This window comes from Curtobacterium sp. MCBA15_013 (assembly GCF_001865095.1).
Classification (GTDB): Bacteria; Actinomycetota; Actinomycetes; order Actinomycetales; family Microbacteriaceae; genus Curtobacterium.
Genome location: NZ_MJGQ01000015.1, coordinates 19138 through 42596, shown reverse-complemented (window position 1 = coordinate 42596; position 23459 = coordinate 19138). Strand labels below are relative to the sequence as shown.

At 73.0% G+C, this 23459-nt stretch carries 23 protein-coding genes; 9 read left to right on the top strand and 14 right to left on the bottom strand.

All coding sequences use genetic code 11. From position 1 onward, the window contains the following. Nucleotides 1-32 precede the first annotated feature (32 nt). On the bottom strand, nucleotides 33-1379 hold the full coding sequence (locus tag BIV01_RS09690; RefSeq protein WP_071302882.1) for a bifunctional phosphopantothenoylcysteine decarboxylase/phosphopantothenate synthase: 1347 nt from the start codon (nucleotides 1377-1379) through the stop codon (nucleotides 33-35). 65 nt (nucleotides 1380-1444) lie between these two features. Here BIV01_RS09690 and BIV01_RS09685 point away from each other — a divergent pair, with 65 nt between their 5' ends. Then, nucleotides 1445-2233: an NRDE family protein gene (locus BIV01_RS09685; RefSeq protein ID WP_071302678.1), complete on the top strand. Its 789-nt coding sequence runs from the start codon at nucleotides 1445-1447 to the stop codon at nucleotides 2231-2233. A gap of 101 nt (nucleotides 2234-2334) precedes the next feature. Continuing rightward, nucleotides 2335-3045, top strand: coding sequence for an SGNH/GDSL hydrolase family protein (locus BIV01_RS19345; RefSeq protein ID WP_139199288.1), 711 nt, complete (start codon nucleotides 2335-2337; stop codon nucleotides 3043-3045). A gap of 48 nt (nucleotides 3046-3093) precedes the next feature. Here BIV01_RS19345 and BIV01_RS09675 read toward each other — a convergent pair whose 3' ends face one another. Next, the gene (locus BIV01_RS09675) at nucleotides 3094-4002 is read right to left on the bottom strand and encodes an SDR family oxidoreductase (RefSeq protein ID WP_071302677.1); all 909 of its coding nucleotides are present in this window, start codon (nucleotides 4000-4002) and stop codon (nucleotides 3094-3096) included. 110 nt (nucleotides 4003-4112) lie between these two features. Here BIV01_RS09675 and BIV01_RS09670 point away from each other — a divergent pair, with 110 nt between their 5' ends. The 3 genes from BIV01_RS09670 to BIV01_RS09660 all read left to right on the top strand — a co-directional run bounded on the left by BIV01_RS09670 (nucleotide 4113) and on the right by BIV01_RS09660 (nucleotide 6787). After that, nucleotides 4113-5222: an LLM class flavin-dependent oxidoreductase gene (locus BIV01_RS09670; protein ID WP_083413976.1), complete on the top strand. Its 1110-nt coding sequence runs from the start codon at nucleotides 4113-4115 to the stop codon at nucleotides 5220-5222. A gap of 154 nt (nucleotides 5223-5376) precedes the next feature. Further along, nucleotides 5377-6000 (top strand): hypothetical protein, encoded by a 624-nt coding sequence (locus tag BIV01_RS09665; protein WP_070418295.1) that lies wholly within the window; start codon nucleotides 5377-5379, stop codon nucleotides 5998-6000. A 295-nt stretch (nucleotides 6001-6295) separates the two neighbouring features. After that, a complete protein-coding gene (locus BIV01_RS09660) occupies nucleotides 6296-6787 on the top strand; it encodes a pyridoxamine 5'-phosphate oxidase family protein (RefSeq protein ID WP_070418296.1) in 492 nt (163 codons plus the stop codon). Between the two features lie 70 nt (nucleotides 6788-6857). On the opposite strand, the gene BIV01_RS09655 is transcribed toward BIV01_RS09660, so the two are convergent. Then, nucleotides 6858-8102, bottom strand: coding sequence for a hypothetical protein (locus BIV01_RS09655; RefSeq protein ID WP_083295250.1), 1245 nt, complete (start codon nucleotides 8100-8102; stop codon nucleotides 6858-6860). A gap of 249 nt (nucleotides 8103-8351) precedes the next feature. On the opposite strand from BIV01_RS09655, the gene BIV01_RS09650 reads away from it, so the two are divergent. Next, nucleotides 8352-8741: a RidA family protein gene (locus tag BIV01_RS09650; protein WP_070418297.1), complete on the top strand. Its 390-nt coding sequence runs from the start codon at nucleotides 8352-8354 to the stop codon at nucleotides 8739-8741. Between the two features lie 48 nt (nucleotides 8742-8789). Here the strand turns inward: BIV01_RS09650 and BIV01_RS09645 are convergent, their stop codons facing one another. The 5 genes from BIV01_RS09645 to BIV01_RS09625 are packed head-to-tail and all read right to left on the bottom strand — an operon-like array spanning nucleotide 8790 to nucleotide 14110. Continuing rightward, nucleotides 8790-10403: an N-acyl-D-amino-acid deacylase family protein gene (locus tag BIV01_RS09645; protein ID WP_071302676.1), complete on the bottom strand. Its 1614-nt coding sequence runs from the start codon at nucleotides 10401-10403 to the stop codon at nucleotides 8790-8792. Beyond that, nucleotides 10400-11062 (bottom strand): bifunctional 4-hydroxy-2-oxoglutarate aldolase/2-dehydro-3-deoxy-phosphogluconate aldolase, encoded by a 663-nt coding sequence (locus BIV01_RS09640; protein WP_071302675.1) that lies wholly within the window; start codon nucleotides 11060-11062, stop codon nucleotides 10400-10402. The genes BIV01_RS09645 and BIV01_RS09640 overlap by 4 nt, the downstream gene beginning before the upstream one ends. 17 nt (nucleotides 11063-11079) lie before the next feature. Beyond that, nucleotides 11080-12057, bottom strand: coding sequence for a sugar kinase (locus BIV01_RS09635; protein ID WP_083413923.1), 978 nt, complete (start codon nucleotides 12055-12057; stop codon nucleotides 11080-11082). Next, nucleotides 12054-12896: an IclR family transcriptional regulator gene (locus BIV01_RS09630; protein ID WP_071294560.1), complete on the bottom strand. Its 843-nt coding sequence runs from the start codon at nucleotides 12894-12896 to the stop codon at nucleotides 12054-12056. Before BIV01_RS09630 ends, BIV01_RS09635 begins: the two co-directional genes overlap by 4 nt. Beyond that, the gene (locus BIV01_RS09625) at nucleotides 12896-14110 is read right to left on the bottom strand and encodes an alanine racemase (protein WP_083413922.1); all 1215 of its coding nucleotides are present in this window, start codon (nucleotides 14108-14110) and stop codon (nucleotides 12896-12898) included. The genes BIV01_RS09630 and BIV01_RS09625 overlap by 1 nt, the downstream gene beginning before the upstream one ends. 156 nt (nucleotides 14111-14266) lie before the next feature. On the opposite strand from BIV01_RS09625, the gene BIV01_RS09620 reads away from it, so the two are divergent. After that, entirely contained in the window at nucleotides 14267-15670 is a 1404-nt protein-coding gene (locus BIV01_RS09620) for an MFS transporter (RefSeq protein WP_071302674.1), read from the top strand. A gap of 134 nt (nucleotides 15671-15804) precedes the next feature. Next, nucleotides 15805-16581: an endonuclease/exonuclease/phosphatase family protein gene (locus BIV01_RS09615; RefSeq protein ID WP_083403156.1), complete on the top strand. Its 777-nt coding sequence runs from the start codon at nucleotides 15805-15807 to the stop codon at nucleotides 16579-16581. A 350-nt stretch (nucleotides 16582-16931) separates the two neighbouring features. Here BIV01_RS09615 and BIV01_RS09610 read toward each other — a convergent pair whose 3' ends face one another. From BIV01_RS09610 to BIV01_RS09600, 3 genes are read right to left on the bottom strand one after another with little or no spacing between them, the layout of a single operon-like run. After that, a complete protein-coding gene (locus BIV01_RS09610) occupies nucleotides 16932-17603 on the bottom strand; it encodes a methionine ABC transporter permease (protein WP_217642545.1) in 672 nt (223 codons plus the stop codon). Then, a complete protein-coding gene (locus tag BIV01_RS09605) occupies nucleotides 17600-18640 on the bottom strand; it encodes a methionine ABC transporter ATP-binding protein (RefSeq protein WP_071302673.1) in 1041 nt (346 codons plus the stop codon). The genes BIV01_RS09610 and BIV01_RS09605 overlap by 4 nt, the downstream gene beginning before the upstream one ends. Beyond that, on the bottom strand, nucleotides 18640-19590 hold the full coding sequence (locus BIV01_RS09600; RefSeq protein ID WP_071294556.1) for a MetQ/NlpA family ABC transporter substrate-binding protein: 951 nt from the start codon (nucleotides 19588-19590) through the stop codon (nucleotides 18640-18642). The genes BIV01_RS09605 and BIV01_RS09600 overlap by 1 nt, the downstream gene beginning before the upstream one ends. Before the next feature lie 143 nt (nucleotides 19591-19733). On the opposite strand from BIV01_RS09600, the gene BIV01_RS09595 reads away from it, so the two are divergent. Next, nucleotides 19734-20222, top strand: coding sequence for a 2'-5' RNA ligase family protein (locus tag BIV01_RS09595; protein ID WP_071302672.1), 489 nt, complete (start codon nucleotides 19734-19736; stop codon nucleotides 20220-20222). Nucleotides 20223-20272: 50 nt separating this feature from the next. Here BIV01_RS09595 and BIV01_RS09590 read toward each other — a convergent pair whose 3' ends face one another. The 3 genes from BIV01_RS09590 to BIV01_RS09580 all read right to left on the bottom strand — a co-directional run bounded on the left by BIV01_RS09590 (nucleotide 20273) and on the right by BIV01_RS09580 (nucleotide 23434). After that, nucleotides 20273-21520, bottom strand: a complete 1248-nt coding sequence (locus tag BIV01_RS09590; protein WP_071302671.1) for a D-arabinono-1,4-lactone oxidase — start codon at nucleotides 21518-21520, stop codon at nucleotides 20273-20275. Between the two features lie 43 nt (nucleotides 21521-21563). Beyond that, on the bottom strand, nucleotides 21564-23042 hold the full coding sequence (locus tag BIV01_RS09585) for an MDR family MFS transporter (RefSeq protein ID WP_083295252.1): 1479 nt from the start codon (nucleotides 23040-23042) through the stop codon (nucleotides 21564-21566). Nucleotides 23043-23170: 128 nt separating this feature from the next. Then, on the bottom strand, nucleotides 23171-23434 hold the full coding sequence (locus BIV01_RS09580) for an acylphosphatase (RefSeq protein ID WP_083403155.1): 264 nt from the start codon (nucleotides 23432-23434) through the stop codon (nucleotides 23171-23173). Between the last annotated feature and the right edge of the window lie 25 nt (nucleotides 23435-23459).

The window sequence follows — 23459 nt, the reverse complement described above, 5'->3', positions numbered from 1 at the left end:
CACGGAGAGTCCCCAGGTCGGCTCAGCTCAGCTCAGGTCAGTGCGGTCGCGACGAGGTCGAGGACGACCGTCGCGACGTCGGCCTTGCTGCCGGAGGCCTCGCGGACCACCTCGCCGCCGGGGACGAGCACCTCGACGGCGTTCTCCTCGCGTTCGAACCCCGCGGACCAGCCGACGTGGTTCACGACGAGCATGTCCGCCGGCTTGCGGGCGATCTTGGCGCGGCCGAGCTCGATGCGCGCGGCACGGTCGGGTTCGGTCTCCGCGGCGAAGCCGACGATGATCTGGCCGGTCCGGCGGGACGCGACGAGGTCGGCGAGGACGTCGGGGTTCCGCACCAGCTCCAGCGTCATGGTGTCGCCCTGCGCCTCCTTCTTGAGCTTGTCGGCACGCACCTCGGCGGGCCGGTAGTCGGCCACGGCCGCGGTCATCACGACGACGTCGGCGTCGGCTGCTGCGGCGTGGACGGCGTCGGCGAGCTCCAGGGCGGACCCCACCGGCACGACGGTCGCGTCGAGTCCGGCGGTCAGCGACGCGTCCACGTTCGCGCTCACGAGCGTCACGGCCGCGCCGCGTCGGGCCGCGTCGGCGGCGATCGCGACGCCCTGACGACCGCTCGAACGGTTGCCGACGAACCGGACCGGGTCGAAGGGCTCGCGCGTGCCGCCGGCGCTCACGACGACGCGGACGCCGGCGAGGTCGCCGAGCTCACCGCGGGCGCCGGTGGTCCCCGCCTTCTCGGCGGCGGCTGCGGTCGGCGGGAGGGCGGTGTCGGTCGGGAGGCGCGGGTCGTCCCCGTCGCCGCGACCCGCGTCCGTCGGGTGGTCCGCGCCGGTCCGGCCGGCCGGCGCCGGATCGTCCAGCACCGCGAGGGCGCCGGCGACGATGTCCTCGGGCTCCGCCATCCGGCCGATCCCCGCGTCGTCGCCCGTCAGGGCCCCGACCACCGGGCCGACGAACCGGACGCCGCGCTCCCGCAGGGTCTCGACGTTCGCCCGGGTCGCCGGGTGCTCCCACATCTGCGGGTGCATCGCGGGAGCGACGACGACGGGCGCCTCGGTCGCGAGCAGCGTCGTGCCGAGCAGGTCCCCGGCGAGCCCCGCGGTCATCCGGGCGAGCGCGTCCGCGGTGGCGGGGGCGACGACCACGAGGTCCGCCCGGCGTCCGAGCGAGACGTGGCGCACCTCTGCGACGTCCTCGAACACGCTCGTGGTGACGGGGTTGCGGCTGAGCGCCTCGAGGGTCGGCAGCCCGACGAAGCGGAGCGCGCCCTCGGTCGGGACGACGTGCACGTCGTGTCCCCGCTTGACGAGGTCGCGGACCACGCCGACGGCCTTGTACGCGGCGATGCCCCCGGTGATCCCGACGACGACGGTCAGACGGCGCTCTGCTGCTGCGTTCACACCGGTCACGCTACCCGGCACGTCGTGCGAGGATCGATCCCATGTGCACCGTCGTCGTCCGCGTCGACCCCGGGTCCGAGTGGCCCGTCACGATGCTCGCCATGCGCGACGAGTCGCCGGAGCGGCCGTGGGACCCGCCGGCCGCCTGGTGGCCCGAGCGCGACCCGTCGATCCGCGGCGTCCGCGACCGTTCGGCGGGCGGGGCGTGGCTCGCGGCGTCCGACGGCGCCGGGCTCGCGGTCGTGCTCAACCGGGGCGAACCGGTGCCGAGCGACGACGGCACGTGGACCACCCGCGGGGTCGTCCCGCTCGACGCGGTCACCGGGGCGCTCCCCGGCCACGACGGCACCCTGCCCACGACGCGCGCCTTCAACCTCGTGCGGGCGACGGCCGACGGCGCCGAGGTCACGACGTGGGACGGCACCGAGGTCCGGACGACCGCGCTCGGCCCCGGCGTGCACATGGTCACGCACGGCGAACCGGACGACCCCGCGGCGCCGCGCATCGGGCGGTGGCTCGACGCCTTCCGTGCCGTGGACGCTCCGGTCGGGCCGCCGGTGCTCGGCCCCTTCGACGAACTGCGGGCGGCCGACACCGGTGCCGACGCCGGCGACGGGTGGGGTGGCTGGTTCGGACTGCTCGCCGGGTCGGCGTCGCTGCCGGCCGACGACCCGGACGCGATACTCCGGGACGCGCACGAGCCGGACGGGCACTTCGCGACGCTGTCGATCGTCGCCGCGGCGGTCGCCCCCGGACGTACCGTCCTGCAGCACGCGCGGCTGACCGAGCCCGGCCGGTTGGACGGTTCGGTCGAGCTGCACCGCGCCTGAGCGCGGTCCTCGCCGAGCCGAACCGCGCTGCACCGCGCCTGAGCGCACCCGCAGCGCGCACCCGCGGCCGGACATGGCCGGAGCGCGTACCTTCACCGTTCGTGACCACCGCAACCCGGAGCGTGCTCGCCGTCCTCACGGCGGTCGTCGTGGCCGTCTCCCTCGGGGCGTGCGCCTCGAGCCCGCCGGCCGCTGCCGACGCGACGTCCCACCCGACGGCGACGACCCGCCCCTGGGACGACGCCGCGGGTGTCGGCGTGGTGGTCGTCGGCGACTCGATCAGCGGCGGGCACGGCCTCACCACCGCCGAGGCGTGGCCGGCCGTCGTCGCGGACGCCCAGGGCTGGTCGCTCACGAACCTGTCGTGCGACGGTGCCGGTGTGGCTGCCCTCGGTGACGACGACGACTGCGCGAGCGACTACGCGACCATCGTCGGGCGTGCGGTCGACCTCCGACCCGAGGTCGTCCTCGTGCAGGCGAGCTCGAACGACCTCGGACTCGACACCGCCGAGGTCCGGAGCGCCACCGACCAGGTCGTCGACGAGGTGCACCGTCGGCTGCCGCACGCGCGGCTCATCGGCCTCAGTGCCATCTGGAACCAGGACGCCCCGCCCGCGCAGCTCGCGTCCATCTCGGGGGCGCTCCGGCACGCCCTCGCCCGCGAGGGCGGCACCTACGTCGACATCGGCGAGCCGCTGCGGGGGCACCCGACGTGGATGCAGTCCGACGACGTGCACCCGACCGTGCGCGGACAGCGGGCCATCGCGGCGGCGGTGACGGCAGCGTTCGAACGCGACCACGTGCGGTTCTGACGGCGGACGGGCGGGGACGAGCCGCGCCTCCTGGACCGTCCGGCCGACTCAGACGGGCGGGGTGGTCCCGGTGAGGTCCTCGGCGACCGCCCAGAGGGAACGCGCCAGATCGGCCTTCCGTGCCGAACCGGGGATCGACACGGTCGTGGTCGGCCCGACGAGCCCGAACGGCCCCGACGGTCCGTAGTACGCCCCGCCGACCGCGTTCGGCCCGACCGCGGCGTACAGCAGCGGCTCGGAGCCCTGCTCGACGTCCTGCGTGAAGGGCAGTGCGCGGTTCGAGGACCGGACCGGCTTCGACCGGCCGAGCGACCGCCCCGCCGACTGCAGGTTCGTCCGGGTGTAGCCGGGGTGCGCGGCGGTGCTCACGAGCGGCCAGTCGAGCTCGACCGACAGCCGGTGCAGGTGCAGCGCCAGCAGGAGGTCGGCGAGCTTCGACTGCGCGTACGCCCGCCAGCCGTTGTAGCCGCGCTCCCACTGCAGGTCGTCGAAGCGGATCCGGCCGGGGATCGCCGCGAGGCTCGACATCGTGGCGACCCGGGCGTCCGGCGAGCGCAGCAGTGTCGGGAGCAGCAGGTTCGTCAGGGCGAACGGGCCGAGGAAGTTCGTGCCGAACTGCAGCTCGAAGCCGTCGACCGTCTCGAACCGCTTCGGCGGCGCCATCACCCCGGCGTTGTTGACGAGGACGTCGAGCGTCCGGTCGTCCGCAGCGATGCCCGCGGCGAACCGTCGAACGCTCGCGAGGTCGGCGAGGTCGAGCTCCCGCACCTCGACGTCGGCACCGGGGTGCGCGGCACGGATGTCGGCTGCGGCCTGGTCGCCCTTCGCGATGGTGCGGACGGCGAGGACGACGGACGCGCCGGATGCGGCGAGGCGCGTGGCGGTCTCCTTGCCGGTTCCGCTGTTCGCGCCCGTGACGACGATGCGGCGGCCGGTCTGGTCGGGGATCTGCGGCATGGGCGTGACCGTACTCCGCAGGGGGTGCGGATCCGGTGCGAGGGTGCTAGATTGATGCGAACGCATGAACATGCAGATGCATGGACGTGCGGTCGGGAGGACAGGACACCATGAGCAACGCATTCGGCACCGACCGCCCCTCGGACGTGCCACCGCCCGCACCCGAACGGATCGGCCCCGTGCAGCTCGGCCTCGACACGTTCGGCGACGTCACCGAGCTGCCCGACGGCAGCGTCAAGTCGGACGCCCAGAGCATCCGCGACGTCGTCGACCAGGCCGTCCTCGCCGACCAGGTCGGCCTCGACTTCATCGGCGTCGGCGAGCACCACCGCGCCGACTTCATCGTGAGCGCCCCCGAGGTCGTCCTCGCCGCGATCGCCGCCCGGACCGCCTCGATCCGGATCGGGTCCGCCGTCACCGTGCTCTCGTCCGACGACCCGGTGCGGGTGTACGAGCGCTTCGCCACCGTCGACGCGATCTCCGACGGTCGTGCCGAGGTCATCCTCGGCCGCGGGTCCTTCACCGAGTCCTTCCCGCTCTTCGGGTACGAGCTCTCCGACTACGAGGTCCTCTTCGAGGAGAAGCTCCAGCTCTGGGCGGCCCTCCGCGGTGGCGACGCGGTCACCTGGTCCGGCACGAAGCGCGCCTCGCTCGTCGACCAGGACGTCTACCCGAAGCTCGAGCACGGTCCCATCCCGACGTGGATCGGCGTCGGCGGGTCCCCGCAGTCCGTCATCCGTGCGGCGTCGTACGGTCTGCCGCTGTTCCTCGCGATCATCGGCGGGCAGCCCGCGCAGTTCGCGCCGTTCTCGCGCCTCTACCGCCAGGCGCTCACGCAGCTCGACCTGCCGCAGCAGCCGATCGCGATGCACTCGCCCGGGTTCGTCGCCGCCACCGACGAAGAGGCGGCCGAGCGCTACTGGCCGTACCACAAGGCCGTCACCGACCAGCTCGGTCGGGAGCGCGGCTGGCCGCCCCTGGACGTCGCCGGCTACCGTGCCGGGCTGTCTGCCGGCGGGTCGCTCTACGTCGGGTCGCCGGAGACGGTCGCCCGGAAGATCGCGCGGAACATGCGGATCCTCGGCGTCTCGCGGTTCGACATGCGGTACGCGACGGGGCGTCTGCCGCACGAGGACATGATGCGGTCGATCGAGCTCTACGGCACGCAGGTCGCGCCGCGGGTGCGCGAGCTGCTCGCGGCGCCGGTGCCGGTCGCGTAGGCGCCGGTACCGGTCGCGTAGGCGCTGGGCCGGCCGCGGCGGGTCGGCCGGGTCGGCCGGGTCGGCCGGGTCCGTTCGGGTCCGTCCGGCGGGCCTGGAGGCGCGGCTCGGCTCGTCCGCGCCGCTCACGGGGTCGCCGGGTACGGTCCAGGGCATGTCGTCACGCCCCGCTGCACTCGAACGTCGGTTCCGTGGTCGGATCATGGGCGTCGGCACGACCTCGGGCATCCGCATCGTGGTCGGCATGTGGGAGCGCTCGCCGTTCGGTGCCTTCACGGACGTCTTCCTCGAGCTGCCGGACGGCTCCTCGGTGCTCCTCGCGCCCGATGAGATCGTGGCCGCGTACGTCTCCGGGACCTACCGGTTCGACACGGTCTCGGTCGTCGACGTCTCGGCTCGCCGGACCGCCAGGGGACTCGAGCTGTCGGCGGGCGCCCTCGAGGCCTCCATCGACGTCGGCACGATCTCCCCGCTCGGGAGGGTGCTCCGCATCGTCCCCAAGCAGATCGCCCGCGACCCCCGGTGGCTCGCCGCGATCGACCCGGTCGCACGGCTCGTCGCTCCCGGGTCGGGGACCGCGGGGTCGGCGGGCAACGGGCGTCGCGAGTACTACGGCGTGACCGGGGCACACGACGTCACGGGCGTGCGGGGGACCTGGGCGGGGGAGTCGCTCGGGTCGTTGGCGCCGCTCGACCCGCCGGTGGCGTTCGGGTTCGCCTCGATGCCGCGGATCCCGCAGGTCGTCGACGTCGAGACGACCATCCGCGAGCCGGTCTGAGGCGCGGCGCGCGTCCGGGTCCCACCGCGTTTCCGACGTTCCACCAGTCGATCCACTCGCGTGGTGTCGCTCGTTGCGCACGCATCCGATGCTCGTGCATGCTCCGACATCCCATCCGTCGATCGACGTGCGGAACGTCGAACCCCGCCCGCGCCCGCGACCGCGCCCGCACGGCCCCGCAGCCCCGTCCGCCGGACGCGCTCAGCGTCGAGGGGCAGACTGGCCCGAACGGACAGCGCCCCGAGGGCCGGCCGCACGTCGAGCACAACGGGGCGCACGACGCGAGAGGAGCACCATGACCGACACAGAGGCAGACCAGCGCGCAGCCATCTCGGACATCGTCCACGGAGCCCACACGGCACTCCTGACGACCGTGAGCGAGGACGGCCAGCTCCACGCACGGCCCCTCGCCGTGCAGGACAAGGCGTTCCACGGCACACTCCGCTTCCTCGTGCAGGACGGGAGCGAGAAGGTCGAGGACATCGCCCGGAACCCGCACGTCAACGTCGCGATCGAGTCGCAGGGCGGGTACCTGTCGATCGCCGGCACCGCGACGGTCAGCCAGGACGACTCCGTCATCGACGAGCTGTGGTCCCCGTTCGCCGAGGCCTGGTTCCCGGACGGGCGCGAGGACCCCTCGATCCGACTCCTCACCGTCGAGGGCGACTCGGTCGAGTACTGGACGCAGGACACCGGCCCGGTCGGCAGCCTCGTGCAGACCCTCAAGGCCGCCATCGGCAAGCAGAGTCAGCCGGACACCGGCGACCACGGCACGATCGAGCTCTAGCGCCGAAGACGGACGCCCGGCACCGCGCCCGGTCCCCGCACACCGCGGGTACCGGGCGTCGTCCGTTCGGTCACGGCGGGCCGAGCAGCCAGAGCACGGCGACGAGCACCGGCTGCCCGAGCACCGCGCAGACCACCAGGGTCCACCGCATCCACGGCTTCGCCACGAGCTCCGGCGACCCGAACAGCGGCGCGAGCGGCATCAGGAGCCGGGGCGTCGAGGCCATCGGCAACGACACCGCGAAGACGTAGAGCGCGTACGAGGCAGAGAAGACCACGGTCGTGAACCCGAGGCGCCGGGTCGACCGACGCAGCAGCCAGACCGGGTACGACACGAGCAGGAACACCACGATGAGGATCCCGCCCACGCCCAACCACCGGCCGGCGATGAGGAACCACGGTGTGAGCGGCATGAAGTCCACCCGCCCGATGAAGTTCACCCACCAGGACATCTCGGTCTCGAGGTAGGCGTTCGGCGACCCGGTCACGTGCGCGGCGATGAGCGGCCACGCGAACCCGGCGACGACCATCACGACGCCGGCGGCCACGACCCGCACGCGCTCCGCCACGGGGAACGCGTCGAGCGAGCGGACCCCCTCGGTCCGACGTGCTCGGATCCACCGCACCAGCGCGATGACCCCGAGGACGAGCGGGATCGCCAGGGCTCCGGGCCGGGTGAACGCGGCGACGACCCCGAGCACCGTGAGGAGCCCGTACCGCCGACGGTCGAGCGCGAGGAGCGCCCCGAACACGAGGGCGAGGAACATGCTCTCGGCGTACCCGACCTGCAGCAGGAACGACAGCGGACCGCACGTGAAGAAGAAGACCGCCCACATGGCCGCCGCCGACCCCGCACGGTCGCGGACGAGCCGGTGCAGCAGGTAGGTGGCGAGCAGTCCGGCGAGGAGTGCGATCGCCGGTGCGCCGACGTCGAACGGCACACCGGTCGACGCGGTCAGCATCCGGATCGTGAAGGGGAACGCCGGGAGGAACGCCCACGCGTTCTGCGCGACGTGGCCCGCGGCGTCGAGCGGCAGGGTCGTCGGGTACCCGTGCACCGAGATCTGCTCGTAGTACTGCCCGTCCCACGCCGTCAGGAAGTTGAGGAAGCCGTGGTCGTTGCCCCAGATCGCGTTCTCCGGCAGGGCGCGCCCGATGAGCGGGAACGCGAGCGCCAACCAGAACGTCGACACGATGCGCCCGCCGGTCCACACCAGGAGCACGGCGGCCCACGCCGGCAGGGCGGTCGCGAGGTCGAGGACACGGCGGCGTCCGCTCGCGATCGACTCCGTCAGGGTCCCGTCCAGGCGGCTCACCGCGGCGCTCCGCGGTGTTCGGGCATGGCAGAGGGCACGGTACGAGCGTAGACGGCGATTGCCTGGGTGTTCCTCACGGCTCGGCTCGGGAGGCGCGACTCGCGTTCTGCAGACCGGAACGAGCCCGACGGACGGCCGGGTCCGGCGCGGGGCGCTCACCTAGCCTGGGAGCGTCGTCCTCCGGCCGCGACGGCGTGGTCGGTGCCGTGGGCGACGTCCGACCGACCCCGATCGACACCGAGGAGCACCGTGCCGAACAAGACCGCCATCGTGACCGACAACGCGCCGAAGCCCGCCGGCCCGTACAGCCAGGGGATCGTCGCGAACGGCTTCCTCTACACCGCCGGCTTCGGCCCGCAGGACCCGGCCACGGGCGAGATCGCCGACGACGTCGCCGGTCAGACCGCCCAGGTGCTCGCGAACGTCGCCGCCGTCCTGGCCGAGCACGGCGCCACGCTCGACGACGTCGTGAAGTCGACCGTCCACCTCGAGCACTCCGACCGCGACTTCCCCGCCTTCAACGAGGAGTACGCCAAGCACTTCTCGCAGCCGTACCCGGTCCGCACCACGGTGCAGTCGCACCTGGCGAACATCCTCGTCGAGATCGACGTCGTGGCGGTGCTCCCGACGGCGGAGTGACCCGGCCGGCCCCGGCGTGATCGCTCGGCGTGCTCGCTGAGCGAAGCCTCATCGACCCCCGGTGCGCGCACCGCCCGGACGGCTCCACGTCGTCCGGCGGATGCCGGCACCGGGGGTCGCGTGCGTCAGGACGCCGTCGGTGAGCACCGGGACGCCTGCGACGAGGACGTCGTCGACGCCCTCGGCCAGCAGCATCGGCTCGGCGTACGTCGATCGGGCTCGGACGCGCTCGGGGTCGACGACGACGAGGTCGGCGACCCACCCGGGTGCGACGGTGCCGCGGTGCCCGAGTCCGAAGCGCTCGGCGGGCAGCGTCGACAGGTGCTGCTGGACCTCCCACCACGTGAGCAGGCCGGGCCGCGCGTAGTCCCCGAGGTACCGTGCGAAGGTGCCGTACGCACGGGGGTGCGGGTGCGTCCCGACGAAGATGCCGTCGGACCCGCCGGTGTGGCCGCCGGACCGGAACAGCTCCGCCAGCTGCTCGGGCGTCCGCGGGTGCGGCACCCGCATCACGACCGTGACCTGCAGGTCCGAGTCGACCAGGACGTCGAGCGCGAGGTCGACCGCGTCCGTCCCGGTGGCCGTGGCGGCCTCGGCGAGGGTGCGGCCCTGCAGCGCGTGGAACTCGGGCGCGGGGACGTGCGACAGCGTGATCTGCTCGGCCCAGCCCGGTCCGAGGTCGGCGCGCCCGAGGACCCGTTCGAGCACCGCGGCGCGGACGGCAGCGCGCCCGCCGTCCACTGCGAGCGCCCGGGCGAGGTCGTCGGTGCCCGGCCGGGCCAGGCCCGCGGGCAGGAGCAGCATCGACAGGATCGTGCAGCCGCGCGAGTACGGGTAGGCGTCGAACGACAGCGGGGCGCCCTGGGCCTCGGCGTGGGCGAGCTCCGCCAGCGCGAGGTCGACCGGAGCGTGGAGGTGCGAGACGTGGGCGCGGCCGCCGCCGGCGCGCACGATCCGGACGACCTCCTCGATGCCGGCGCCGGCGTTCGTCTCGTAGCCGCCGCGCATGTGGGTCACGTAGGTGCCGCCGGCGGCCGCGGACTCGGCGGCGAGGGCGGCGATCTCCGCGGTGCCGGCGTGCAGTCCGGGGACGTAGTCGAGGCCGGTCGCGAGCCCCACGGCGCCGTCCGTCATGCCCTGCCGCACGAGGGCGCGCATGGCGTCGAGCTGGCCGGGGCCGGCCGGGGCCGGGTCGTCGCCGGTGACCTCGTGCCGGACGGTGCCGGCCGGCACGAGGGTGGCGACGTTCAGCGCGGTCGTGCCGTCGTACGTCGCGAGCAGCCCCGCGATGTCGCCGCCGCGGTACCTCGGGTGGGGACCGTCGATCGCCGCGAAGTACCGTGCGGCGTAGGAGCCGTCGCCCGGTGCCGGCCCGACGCCGTCCTGTCCGGTGACGATCGTCGTGACGCCCTGCCGGAGGAGGGCGAGCTGCACGCGCTCGTCGAACACGAGGGACCCGGCGTGGGAGTGCGCATCGACGAACCCGGGCATGACGAGCCGGCCGGTGCAGTCGACCACCGTGGCGTCGGCCCCGGCCCGGAGGCGCTCGCCCGGCCCGCCTCGCTCGGCGACCAGTCCGTCGCGGACGAGGACGTCCGACCGGTGGGCCGTGCCGTCGGTGTCGACGACCGAGCCGCCGGTGAGCAGGACCTCGGACGTCACCGTGCGAGCCCCGCGACGAGTCGCTCGGCGCGGGTGCGGAGGCCGTCCAGGTCGCCGGTCGTCAGGGCGTCACCGACGAGCGGCGAACCCAGGCCGACGGCGACGGCGCCGGCCGCCAGGTACTCGGACGCGTCCTCGACGCCGATGCCGCCCGTGGGGATGACGTCGACGAAGTCGAGCGGGGCGAGGACCTGCTTGAGGAACGCGGGGCCGCCGAGCTGTGCGGCCGGGAACACCTTGACCGCGCGCGCCCCGAGCTGCCAGGCGCGGACGATCTCGGTCGGGGTGGCGGCGCCCGGGTACCAGCCCAGACCACGCTCGTGCGCCCGTTCCCCGATGTCCGCGTCGAGGTGCGGGCTCACCGCGAACACGGCACCCGCGGCGGCGGCCTCGTCGAGCTGTCGTGGTTCGAGGACCGTGCCGACGCCGATCGACGCGCCCGTGCCGTAGCGCTCGACGGCCCAGGCGATGCCCTCCCGCCAGCGGGGCGTGTTGGTCGTGATCTCGATCGCCCGGACCCCGGCGTCGACCAGTGTCGCGACGACGTCCTCGACGTGCTCACCCGTCCCGCCGCGCAGGATCGCGATCGCGGGGCCGGCGGCGTGCCGGTGGCGGACCCGGGGAGCGGCGGACGGGTCGGTGCTGGTGGTGTTCGTCATGGTCTTCGTTCCTCGCCTCAGCGGTCGACGCGGTCGTGGACGGCGTGGTCGACGTCCGTGGGGGTGGTCGGGTCGTGCAGCGCGGCCGGGTCCGGACGGCGCCAGTCGCTCTCGACCGTGCAGGCGAGCGCACCGGCGTCGGCGGCGCGGTCGAGCGCCTCGGCCGTCGTGGCTCCGCCGAGGGTCGCCGCGAGCCAGCCCGCGACGAAGGCGTCACCGGCACCGACGGGGTCGACGACGCGCACCGGGGTCGCCGGGCGCCGCAGGAACGCACCGTCCACCGAGGCCACCGCGCCCCGGGAGCCGAGCTTGACGACGGCACGACCCCGGCCGAGGGCGGCGAGCTCGTGCGCGAGCGTCTCGTCGTCGCCCTCGTCGTCGCCGAGTCCGAGCACGAGTCGGGCCTCGTCGTCGCCGGCGAACACGATCGACGACCGTGCGGCGACGTCCCGGTAGCGGGCGCGGGCGGTCTCGGCGTCGATGAGCTTGGGCCGGTGGTTCACGTCGAAGGACACGGGGACCCCGGTGGCGTCCGCGCGGTCGAGCGCGGCCTCGACGGTGGCCCTGGCGTCCTCGGAGAGGGCGAGGGTGATGCCCGTGACGTGCAGGAGCGCGGCGCGTTCGACGGCGCTCGCCGGCAGGTCGCTCGCCCGCAGCGCCGACCCCGCCGAACCCCGGCGGTGGTAGGTCACCCGCGTGCGTCCGTCGGCCAGGCGCTCCTTCATCATGATGCCCGTCGAGCGGTCCGGGTCCGGCACCGCGACGACGTCGACACCCGCGCTCCGGACGTCGCGCGTCACACGGTCCCCGGCGGGGTCGGTGCCGACGCGGCCGATCCACGTCGTCGGGACACCGGCGCGCACGAGGCCGATCGCGACGTTGCTCTCGGCCCCGCCGGTGTCGACGCGCATGTGCTCGAGGTCGGGGACCGCACCCGTGTCCCCGCCGGTGAGGAGCAGCATCGTCTCCCCGAAGGTCAGGACGCGGCCGGTCACCGGGTGCCCTTCGCCAGGGCGAGCTGGGCGGAGGAGGAGCCGAGCGCGACCGAGATCTCGAGCGCGGTCCGGACGACGCCGTCGCCGAGTTCGCGGACGGCCGCGGCGGGGAACCGGGAGGCGAGCCCCGAGATGCTCATCGCGCCGACGACCTGGTTCGCGTGGTCGAGCACGGGCGCGGCGACGCAGCGGATGTCGGGCTCGTTCTCGCGGTCGTCGATGCCGTAGCCACGGCCGTGCGTCCGGTCGATCTCGGCGCGCCAGCGGTCGTCGTCCACGATGGAGTGCTCGGTCATCGCCGTGGCCGGTTCCGCCAGCACCCGGTCGAGCAGCTCCGGCTCGCCGAACGCCACCATCGCCTTGCCCGAGGCCGTGTTCCGCATCGGCAGTCGGTTGCCGATCCGCGAACCCATCCGGACCGTGCCCCGCGTCTCGACCTTGTCGACGTAGACGATGTCGGTGCCGTCCGGGACGACGAGGTGGCAGGTGAGCCCCGTGCGTTCCGCGGTCCGCCGGAGGAACGGTGCTGCGGCGGCGCGGAGGTCGATGCCCTCGAGGTAGCTCTGCCCGAGCAGCAGCGCTCCGAGCCCGAGGGTGAAGCCGGCGTCCGGGGTGCGGCGCAGCAGGTCGTTCTCGAGCATCGGGGCGGTCAGCCGGAGCACGGTCGACTTCGAGGTGCCGAGCTCCGCGGCGAGCACCGTCAGCGACACCGACGGCTCGCCGTTCCGGGTGCGGTCGGCGATGCGGTCGAGCAGCCGCAGCCCGCGTCGGAGCGACAGGGCGGCGTTCCGTGCCGGAGCGTCCTCGGTGGAGGGGGCGACGGGGGTGGTGGCGCGCATCAGAACCACGTCGCGATCGTGTCGAGGACGGTCTCGTCGTCGTCGATGACGGTCACCTGGCGCCACTTGTCGAAGACGGTGCACGGGTGCGAGATGCCGAACACGACGACGTCGCCGGGCGTGAGCCCGGGTGCCCCGTCCGCCAGCGCGAGGTAGCAGTGCTGGTCGTCGAGGCGGGTGACGGTGACCGCCCCGGGGTCGGGTGCGACGGGGACGACGCCAGCCGCGCCTCCTGGGCCGACGTGTCGGACGGAACGGACCACCGGCAGCCCCTCGTCGAACGAGATGTCCCGCTTGCCGACCGCGACGAGCGCGAGCCCGGGCTCGGGGCACGACGTGACGCGTCCCCAGACCTCGATCGCGGCCAGGAGCGAGCCCTCGTCGGGGTGGCGGCCGAAGGGGGTGCGCTCGGCGTAGAAGCCGTCGTCGTGCGTGAGGGACGCGCCGGACCGGAGCAGCACGTCGAGGTCGTCGGGGCGGGTGGCGACCGCGTCGACCACGCCGTCGAACCAGGCGCTGCCGCCCATGCTGAGCAGGGCGCGCGGGGCCTCGACCAGCGGGCGGACGGCTGCCGCGACGGCGAGCACCCCCTCGACGTAGGCGCGGGCGGCGCGGACGTCGGGCAGGCCGCCCTCGTACCCGGCGACGCCTCGGAGCGAGAGCCCCCGGTCGTGGGCGAGCTGTGCGAGGTCCCGTGCCTGCTGTGCGGTGCGGACGCCGGTGCGACCGCCGGGGAACCCGACCTCGACGACCACGTGCAGGTCGCCGTCGACCGCGTCCTGGGCCGCGCGGCCGGCCTCGACCCCGGCGGGGGAGTCGACCCAGCAGAGGACGTCGGCGTCCGGGTCGGCGGCGCGGCGGGAGGCGAGCCAGGCGAGACCGGCGGGGTCGAGGACCTCGTTCGCGACGACGATCCGGTGGACGCCGTGCTCCCACGCGACCATCGCCTGCTGGACCGAGGCGACCGTGACGCCCCAGGCGCCGGCGGCGATCTGTCGTGCGGCCAGCGCCGGTGCCATGTGCGTCTTCATGTGCGGCGCGAAGAGCAGACCGTGCCGCTCGACGTACGCCTGCATCACGGCGGTGTTGTTCGCCAGTGCCGACTCGCGGAGGGTCATCACCGGCAGGTTGGCGTGCTCGAGGACGTGCCGGCGCGCCGGTGCTGCCGGGTCGGGCGCGCCCTTCGTGGTGACCGTGCCGGGTGTGGTCGTCATCGATCCTCCTGTGCGTCTGCGGTGCCTCCACGCTCCCGGTGGCCGGGTGTCCGGGGCAACGCGCTCGTCCTCCTCATTCTGCGGTGCAGAACACCATCGCGTCAGCGCCGTCCCCCGACGCCACGGAAACCGATCGGGCATAGCATTTGTCCTGCCATGACGACGACGATGACGACACGACGACGGGGGAGCACCGCGGTGGCCGTGCTCGTCGCAGGGACCTTCTTCATGGAGCTCCTCGACGGCACCATCCTGGCCACGGCCGCTCCCGCGATGGGCCGGGACCTCGGCGTCGACTCGGCGGCCATCGGCGTGGCGATCACGGCGTACCTGGTCACCCTCGCGGTGTTCATCCCCGTCAGCGGATGGTTGACCGACCGGATCGGCTCGCGGACGGTCTTCGCCGGCGCGATCGTCCTGTTCACCGTGGCGTCGGGGCTGTGCGCCCTCTCCACCGGGCTCGTCGACCTGACGATCTGGCGCATCGTGCAGGGGCTCGGCGGCGCGCTGATGGTCCCCGTCGGGCGGCTCGTCGTCCTGCGGAGCGCCGGACGCGAGCAGCTCGTCACGGCCATCGCGATCCTGACCTGGCCCGCCCTCGCCGCGCCGATCATCGCGCCGTTCGTGGGCGGCGTGCTCGTCGACACCCTGACGTGGCACTGGATCTTCCTCATCAACATCCCGCTCGGGGTCATCGCGTTCGTCGCCGCGCTCGTCCTCGTGCCGCAGGAGCGGGCGTCCGAGCGGGTGCCGTTCGACTGGTTCGGGTCGCTGCTCGCCTGCTTCGGCCTCGGGTCGCTCGTGGTCATGGCGTCCCTGCTCGCCCTGGACCGCGTGCCCGTCCTGGCGGTCGTGCTCTCCGGCGTCGTCGGGGCGGTCGGCTGCTGGCTGGCGATCTGGCACTTCCGTCGGGCGCCGCACCCGATCATGGGGCTCGACTCGTTCCGGCTCGAGACCTTCCGGGTGTCGCACGCCGGCGGCAGCCTGTTCCGCCTGGCCGTCTCCGCCGTGCCGTTCGTCCTGCCGCTGCTGTTCCAGGACGCGTGGGGGTGGAGCGCCGTGCTCGCCGGGTCCGCCGTGCTGTGGGTCTTCGTCGGCAACCTCGGCATCAAGCCCATGACGACGCCGTTCCTCCGCTGGTTCGGGTACCGGCCGGTGATCATCGTGTCGAGCGCGGTCGCGGCGCTGAGCGTCGTCGCGATGGTGTTCATGACCGAGGACACCCCGTTCTGGCTCCTCGCCGTGCTCCTCGTCGTCAGTGGTGCGGCGCGGTCGGTGGGCTTCACGGCCTACAACACCATCGCGTTCGCCGACGTCGAGCAGGCGGACATGACCCCGGCGAACACGCTCTCGTCGACCCTGCAGCAGACCGCCGCCGGGTTCGGTGTCGCGGTCGGCGCCGTGGTCATCCGGGCCGCCTCGGGCCTCGGCGGATCCGGTCCGTACGACGCCGCGTTCTGGGTCATCGCCGCCCTGCTCGTCGTCGCCTGCATCGAGGGCGTCCTGATGAGCCGTACAGCCGGCGAGACCGTCCGCCCCGCCCGTCGCGTCCGGGCCTGAGCGCGCATCGTCCGTTTTCCCCGCGGTCACACGCACGAAACCGAGGCCGCGCTACAGTCTCAGCAACAGTCCGCGAACGCCGAGTACGGTTGCCGCGGCAGGGCGACCGGAAACGCCCGGAACAGGAAGGCAGCATGGCCGCGCCAGAGCAGCAGGGGACGATCACAGCCGAGACGGCCGTGGAACCGACCGGGTTGCGCGTCGTCAGCTACAACCTCCGCGAGCACACCGCGAACGGCGAGCTCGCCTCCCTGGCTGAAGCGTCCCAGGCCGACGTCATCTGCGTGCAGGAGTGCGACAGCAACGACCTCGCCCCCTCGATCGCCGGCCTCTCCCTCGCCGCGTCGACCAAGGCGAACCGGCTCGGCCTCGCGATCTACAAGCGCGACGACCGGTTCGAGGTCGAGGACTTCAGCATCCACTCGCTGCAGAAGTCGCTGCACGACCGGGTCCTCGCGCCCGCGCACGAGCGGCTGATCGCCATGCACCTGCGCGACAAGGAGGTCGACGCCGAGGTCATCGTCGCGTCCTTCCACGCCTCACCCCTCACCGCCACGAACTCGCTGCGCCGCAAGCAGATCGAGGCAGCGCACCAGTTCGTCCGCGAGCTCTCGAACGACGCCCCGGCGATCATGGTCGGCGACTTCAACTACCCCTGGTTCCAGACGAACCTGCGCCGGAAGATCGAGCAGCACGGGTTCGCGCTGTCGCTCTCCGACCAGCCGACGTACCTGCGCTACCGCAAGTTCACGGGGCACTTCGACTTCGCCACGAGCGTGGGGCTGCACATCGCCGGCGTGGAGACCCTGCCCGCGGGCATCTCCGACCACCGGCCGATCCTGGTGCGTGCGCACTACGAGCACCCGGGCGCGACCGGCACCGTCGCCACCGTGGAGTCCCCGGCCGCCTGACGCGCCCGCGGTCGTCGGCCGAGCGGGCAGAACGCGCCGCGTGCCGCGCGCGTGGTCGTCCGCCGAGCGGGCGGAACGCGCCGCGTGCGTCCCGCGTGGTCGTCCGCCGAGCGGGCAGAACGCGCCGCGTGCGTCCCGCGTGGTCGTCCGCCGAGCGGGCGGAACGCGCCGCGTGCGTCCCGCCGAGTGGGCGGAACGCGCCGTGTCGGCACGGCGAGCGTGACGAAAAGTGCCCGCTCGGGGAGCGCCCCGCGCCCAGCAGGCGACGCACAGGAGGCGCGGTGCTGGTCTCGTGGACCGGCACCGCGCCTCCTGGCGGTCGCCTTCCGGGTGCCCGGGCGCCCCGCGCGTCAGCGACGCAGGGTCGCCCGCGCCAGCCGGTTGCCGATGAACTGGCCGAGCTGCACGATGATGACGATCGCCGCCACCGACACGTACACGATCCACCAGTCGTACCGCTGCGACCCGTACGTGATCGCGTACTCGCCGAGCCCACCGCCACCGATCAACGCCCCCTGCGCCGTCATGTCGACGATGCCGATGTAGATGAACGTGTAGCCGAGGATGAGCGGGCCGAGGCCCTCGGGGATGAGGACCGTGAGCAGGATCGACAGCGGGTGCGCTCCCGATGCCCGAGCCGCCTCGACGACGCCGGGGTCCACCGACAGCAGGTTCTGCTCGACGATCCGGGACACCGCGAACGACGCCGCGAGCGAGATCGCGAAGGTCACCGCGGGGACGCCGATCGTGGTCTGCACGACCACGCGGGAGAGCGGGGCGATCGCCGCCAGGAAGATCACGAACGGGATCGGCCGGACGAGGTTCACGACCACGTTGATGATCGTGTACGCGGCCCGGTTCCCGAGCAGGTTGCCCGGGCGGGTGGCGTACAGGGCGAGCCCGAGCGCCAGGCCGATGATGCCGGCGATGACGAGCGACACCAGGGACATCACGATCGTGTCGCGGATGGACGCGACGAAGACGTCGAACGTGTCGATCACGCTCTGGAACGAGTTGTTCACGCTGCGCCCTCCTCGTCGGTGGTGATGCGCGCGGCACGGAGGGCCGCGACCGCGGCGTCGATCTCGGACGGACCGGCCGCGGTCAGCTCGTAGGTGAGCGACCCGATCCGGCGTTCCCGGATCTCGCCGACCCCGCCGTAGACGAGCTCGGCGGTCACCCCGGCGGAGCGGAAGACCTGGTCGATGCGGTTCTGCAGCCCGGCCTCGTCGGTGATCTGGACCGTGACGAGGCGACCGGGGTGCCGTTCGCGCAGCCGTGCGACGGTCTCCGCCGAGGGCCGGTCGTGCAGGGCGGTCCGGACGAAGCGCTGGGCCGCGCCGGTCTGCGGGTTCGCGAACACGTCGTAGACGTCCCCGACCTCGACGACGCGCCCCTGCTCCATGACGGCGACGCGGTCGGCGATCTGTCGGACGGCGTCCATCTCGTGCGTGATGACGATGATCGTGACGCCGAGCTCCTTGTTCACCCGGCGGAGGAGCCCGAGGACCTCGGACGTGGTCTCGGGGTCGAGCGCGCTGGTCGCCTCGTCGGCGAGGAGCAGGTCGGGCGACGCCGCGAGCGCCCGGGCGATCCCGACGCGCTGCTTCTGCCCGCCGGAGAGCTGCTCGGGGTAGGCGTACGCGCGGTCGAGGAGCCCGACGAAGTCGAGCAGCTCGGCGACCCGGCGGTCCCGTTCCTCCTTCGGCACGCCCGCGACCTTGAGCGGGTACGCGACGTTGCCGGCGATGGTGCGCGACCGGAAGAGGTTGAACTGCTGGAAGATCATCCCGATGTTGCGCCGTGCCGTCCGGCGGTCCCGCTCGGGCAGCGCCGTGAGCTCGTTGCCGGCGACCGTCACCGACCCGGACGAGGGCAGCTCGAGTGCGTTGACGAGCCGGACGAGCGTGGACTTGCCGGCACCGGAGTACCCGATGACGCCGAGGACCTCTCCCTGGTGCACGTCCAGGGAGACGTCCTCGACGGCCACCACGGTCTCGCCGGTGTCGGCGCGGCGGTAGTGCTTCGAGACGCCGCGGAGTTCGACGAGGACCGGCACTACTGCTTGGCCGCCTTCGCGTCCTGCTCGACCTTCGCGAGTTCCTCTTGCAAGGAGGACGCGCTCTCGTCGCGGCTGACCGCCTCGGGCAGGTCCTTCTTGAAGACCTTCTGCACCGACTCGTCCTGGAAGAGCTTCGCGAGGTCGAGGTAGGTCGTGTTGTCCTTGTCGGCGTTGCGCACGGCGAAGACGTTGACGTACGGTGCCGCGCTCGCGCTCGAGGGGTCGTCCTGGTAGATCGCGTCGGAGATCGGCAGGCCGGCGGCGGTGGCGTAGTTGTTGTTCACCACGGCGGCCGCGACCGAGCCCTGCTGCAGGGCGTTCGCCGTCTGCGAGGCGTTCAGCGGCTGGACGTCGACCTTCGACGACTCGATGTCGGTGGTCGTGGAGAAGGCCGACCCGCCGTCCTTGAGCGTGACGAGCTTCGCCGCCTGCAGGATGAGCAGCGCGCGGGCCTGGTTGATCGAGTCGTCCGGGATCGCGACCTTGGCGCCCTCGGGCAGGTCGGCGACGTCGTCGTACTTCGTCGCGTAGAGCGGCAGCGGGTAGACGGCCGTCGAGCCGATCGGCTGCAGGTCGTCGTTCGAGGTGACGTTGTAGTCGGCCAGGTACTGGATGTGCTGGAACTGGTTGAGGTCCAGCTGCTTGTCCTTGAGCGCCGGGTTCGGCAGCGAGTAGTCCGAGAAGTTCGTCAGCTTGACCGTCACGTTGAGCTTCGACTTCGCGAGCTTCGTGTAGGTGCTCCAGTACGAGAGCGACTTGTCCGCGACGCCGATCGTGACGGTCTTCGGCGAACCACCGGCGGCAGCGCCGTCGTCGGACCCGCCGGAGCGGACGGCGCCGACGATGAGGGCGACGACGATCGCGACGACGACCACCGCGGCGGCGATGATCCAGCCGATCGGGCGCTTGCCCTTCGGCTTCTCGGGCAGAGCGGGTGCAGCGGACATGTCGGAGCTCCTCGTGGGCAGTGCTGTGGGGGTCCGCGGTGGTCCGCGGCGTGCAGTCGAGTGTGACGGGCCGCCCGGCACGGTGCGAGTTCCGTTCCGCCGTGTTACATCCCTGTCACACGGTTCATTGGTTCACTCGGTACGTGCGCAGTCTCGAACTCGTCCTCGATCCATCGTCGGACGCCGCCGTGCGCGCCGCGTGGGACGCGCTGGTCCGTGCGGACCTGCCGAGCCTCGGACGGTCGGACACCAACAGCCCCCACGTCACGCTGGCCGCGGGCGACGACCTCCGCATCCCGAGCGGGCTCGACGTGCCGGTGCCGTCGCGGCTCCGGCTCGGTGGCGTCCTGCTGTTCCCCGCGGGACCCGGGCGCTCGGTGCTCGCCCGGGCGGTGGTCGTCGACCCAGCGCTCGCCGCGTTCCACGAGGCGGTGCACCGGGCGTCCCCGGGAGGCGTCGAGACCACGTCGCCGGGGGCGTGGTCGCCGCACCTGACGTTCGCGCGACGGGTCCGGGACGAGGACCTCGGTGCGGCCGTGGCGGCGCTCCGCGGGACCCCGCTCCCCGATCTCGTGGTCGGTGGCGTGCGGTTCTGGGACGGAGAGTCCAGGACGGTCACGCCGGTCGGGTGACGCGGGCACGGCTCACGTCCGCGTCGTGACGATGGCCCAGGAGGCGCGGCTCACGTCCCCAAGACCCGCTCGCCGAACGACGACGCGAACGTCCGCTCCGGGTCGGCCGCCGCGACGAGGTCGCGGAAGTCGGCCAGCCGCGGGTACAGCCCGGCGATCGCGGCCGCGTCGAGGGAGCTCATCTTGCCCCAGTGCGGTCGTCCGTCGAACGGTGCGAGGAGCGCCTCGAGGTCCGGGAGCAACGCGGCCACCTCGACCGGGTGCTTCTGCCACGTGAACGCGATGCAGAGCACGTCCTCGCCCTGCGTCGGGCTCAACCAGAACGGGTCCGCCGCCATCGTGCGGAGCTCGCAGACGTGCAGGTGCGGCTGGATGCGGGCGGCCATGGTCCGGACGGCGTCGAGCGCCGCACCCGCGTGCCGGAGGGGGACGAAGTGCTCGCTCTGCACCTCGGAGCCGTGGCTCGGCACGGAGTCGATCTGGAAGTGCGGCAGCCGGTCCCACCACGGCCCGACCGAGCCGTCCCGGGCGGTGTGGTGTCCGTCGCCGGGCGAGCCGGGCAGCCGGGGCGCGCCGAACAGCTCGTCCGGGACGGCCACGTCGTCGTCGCCGTCCGGCACGCGCGACTTCAGCAGGACCTCGCTCACCGTGTCGCCGAACACCGTGTACGAGCAGACGGACGTCGCGGCGGCGTGGACCTCGGCGACGTGGGCGGTGAAGGTGTCCCACGGGATCGGCCCGTAGGTGTCCTGGCGCATCCGGTAGCTCGGCTGGACGTCGAGCGTGACCCGGGTGAGGACGCCGAGCAGGCCGAGGTGGAGCACGGCGCCGTCGAACGCCGGGTCGTCGCGGTCGATCGTCCGTGCGGACCCGTCGGGCCCGAGCACCTCGAACGACCGGACCGCGGTGCTCAGCGACCCGAGTGCGGTGCCGGACCCGTGCGTCCCGGTCGCGATGGCGCCGGCGATCGAGATGTGGGGGAGCGACCCCGTGTTGTGCAGCGCGAACCCGGCGCGGTCGATCTCGGGCGCGACGACGCCGTAGCGGGTACCGGCGCCCATCGTGACCGTCCGCCGCACGGCGTCGACTGCGAGGTCGGTCGGGATCCCGGTGAGGTCGAGCAGCACGCCGGGGGCGTCCGGCGCGTCGTTGAACGAGTGCCGGGTGCCGAGGCCGTGCACCCGGGGCGACCGGGCGACGATCTCGGCGGCCTCGTCGATCGACGACGGGCGGAGGACCCGTTCGGCCGTGTAGGTGACCGTGCCGGACCAGTTCAGCTCGCTCGTCGTCGACCGCATGACGCCCACGATGCCACGCGCGCCCCGGCGCGTGCGGTTCCCGTCAGTGCATCGACGGTGCGGGGGCACCGTCCGGGGTCGCCGGGCGACGCACGAGGGAGCACATCACGATCCCGAACAGCGAGATCACCGCGCCGACGAGGAACGCCGTCCGCACGCCGGAGGCCGTGGCCTCGGCGAGGCCCGCGGCGCCGCTGCCGGCCGCCGCACCCGAGGCACCGATGGTGAGGAGCGTGACGAACAGCGCCGTGCCGGCGGCTCCGGCCAGCTGCTGCGCCGTGCCGAGGACCGCGCTGCCGTGCGAGTAGAGCTTCGGGGGCAGCCCGCCGAGCGCCGCGGTGAACAGCGGCGTGAAGGTGAGGGCGAGCCCGATGCTCAGGACGACGTGGGCGCCGAGGACGAACCACACGCTGGTGTCGACGCCGACGGTCGAGAGCGCCCAGAGGACGGCGCTGACGATGATCGAGCCCGGGATGAGCAGGACCCGCGGACCACGGCGGTCGTAGACGCGACCGACGATCGGGGACAGCAGCCCCATGATGAGGCCGCCGGGCAGCAGGAGCAGGCCGACGTTCAGGACGTCGAGCCCGAGGACCCGCTCGAGGTAGATCGGCAGCAGGATCAGCGTGCCGAACATCGCCATGAAGCTCAGGCCCATCGCGACGATCGGGACGGTGAAGCCCTTCGTCTGGAAGGTGCGGAGGTCGAGCAGGGCGCGGTCCGCACGCTGCAGCCGGGTCTGTCGGAACACGAACAGGGCGAGGGCGAGGGCACCGACGACGAGGGAGACGATCGGCACGAGCGGCCCGGTGGTGCCGGCCTCGCCGATGCTCGAGAGGCCGTAGACGATGCCGCCGAACGCGAAGGCGGACAGCACGACCGAGAGCACGTCGAGCGGGGCCTTGCGGGGCGTCGACACGTTGCGGACCTTGACCATGCCGAGGATCAGCGCGGCGATGGCGATGGGCAGCACGAAGCCGAAGAGCCAGCGCCACGAGAACGCGTTGAGGATGAGGCCGGAGATGGTCGGGCCGATCGCCGGGGCGACGGAGATGACGATCGAGATGTTGCCCATCACACGGCCGCGGTGCGCCGGTTCGATGAGCGTGAGGACCGTCGTCATGAGCAGCGGCATCATGATCGCGGTCCCGCTGGCCTGCACGATGCGCCCGAGCAGCAGCATCGAGAACCCGGGCGCGAGCAGCGCGATCAGGGTGCCGGCCGAGAACAGGCTCATCGCCCAGACGAACACCGGCCGGGTGTTGAAGCGCTGCAGCAGGAACCCGGTGATCGGGATGACGACCGCCATGGTGAGCAGGAAGCCCGTGGTGAGCCACTGCCCGGTCGCGGCGCTGATGTCGAGGTCGTCCATGAGCCGCGGGAGCGCGACACCCATGATCGTCTCGTTGAGGATCACGACGAACGCCGAGACGAGCAGCAGCCCGATCACGAGTCGGGTCTCGCCGGCGGAGGGCTGCGCGACGCTCCCGGTGCGGGGTGCGGAATCGACGGCCTGGGTCATGCGGGGCTCCTGGTGGATCACGACTGGTGGAACGAGGGGGCGCCATGGGCGCAGACAGGGCAACCGCCTGAGTGGATTCGATTATTCCGCTTCGGTCCGACATCCGTCGACGTCGGGCGGCGACCGGGTCAGTGCAGGATCGCGAAGCCGTCGACGTCGCCGTGCGGCACCACCGCGCGGCAGGTCACGTCCGTGACCTCGGCGGACGGCGGGCCGGTCCGGATGAACGTCATCAGGGCGTCGACCGCGGGGGCCGGACCCTCGGCCTCGACCTCCACCGTGCCGTCGAACAGGTTCCGGGCGTACCCGGCGAGTTCGAGCCCGTCGGCCTTCCGTGCGGTCCAGTACCGGAAACCGACCCCCTGGACCGTCCCCGACACGACGGCGTGCATCCTCGTCACCGTAGTCATGCGGCTC

What these genes read in the sequence shown, in the direction of transcription:
- BIV01_RS09685 (WP_071302678.1), top strand. Translation starts at nt 1,445, where the DNA reads ATGTGCACCGTCGTCGTCCGCGTCGACCCCGGGTCCGAGTGGCCCGTC.
- BIV01_RS09675 (WP_071302677.1), bottom strand. Translation starts at nt 4,002, where the DNA reads ATGCCGCAGATCCCCGACCAGACCGGCCGCCGCATCGTCGTCACGGGC.
- BIV01_RS09670 (WP_083413976.1), top strand. Translation starts at nt 4,113, where the DNA reads ATGAGCAACGCATTCGGCACCGACCGCCCCTCGGACGTGCCACCGCCC.
- BIV01_RS09665 (WP_070418295.1), top strand. Translation starts at nt 5,377, where the DNA reads ATGTCGTCACGCCCCGCTGCACTCGAACGTCGGTTCCGTGGTCGGATC.
- BIV01_RS09660 (WP_070418296.1), top strand. Translation starts at nt 6,296, where the DNA reads ATGACCGACACAGAGGCAGACCAGCGCGCAGCCATCTCGGACATCGTC.
- BIV01_RS09640 (WP_071302675.1), bottom strand. Translation starts at nt 11,062, where the DNA reads ATGACGAACACCACCAGCACCGACCCGTCCGCCGCTCCCCGGGTCCGC.
- BIV01_RS09630 (WP_071294560.1), bottom strand. Translation starts at nt 12,896, where the DNA reads ATGCGCGCCACCACCCCCGTCGCCCCCTCCACCGAGGACGCTCCGGCA.
- BIV01_RS09625 (WP_083413922.1), bottom strand. Translation starts at nt 14,110, where the DNA reads ATGACGACCACACCCGGCACGGTCACCACGAAGGGCGCGCCCGACCCG.
- BIV01_RS09620 (WP_071302674.1), top strand. Translation starts at nt 14,267, where the DNA reads ATGACGACGACGATGACGACACGACGACGGGGGAGCACCGCGGTGGCC.
- BIV01_RS09615 (WP_083403156.1), top strand. Translation starts at nt 15,805, where the DNA reads ATGGCCGCGCCAGAGCAGCAGGGGACGATCACAGCCGAGACGGCCGTG.
- BIV01_RS09600 (WP_071294556.1), bottom strand. Translation starts at nt 19,590, where the DNA reads ATGTCCGCTGCACCCGCTCTGCCCGAGAAGCCGAAGGGCAAGCGCCCG.
- BIV01_RS09590 (WP_071302671.1), bottom strand. Translation starts at nt 21,520, where the DNA reads ATGCGGTCGACGACGAGCGAGCTGAACTGGTCCGGCACGGTCACCTAC.
- BIV01_RS09585 (WP_083295252.1), bottom strand. Translation starts at nt 23,042, where the DNA reads ATGACCCAGGCCGTCGATTCCGCACCCCGCACCGGGAGCGTCGCGCAG.
- BIV01_RS09580 (WP_083403155.1), bottom strand. Translation starts at nt 23,434, where the DNA reads ATGCACGCCGTCGTGTCGGGGACGGTCCAGGGGGTCGGTTTCCGGTAC.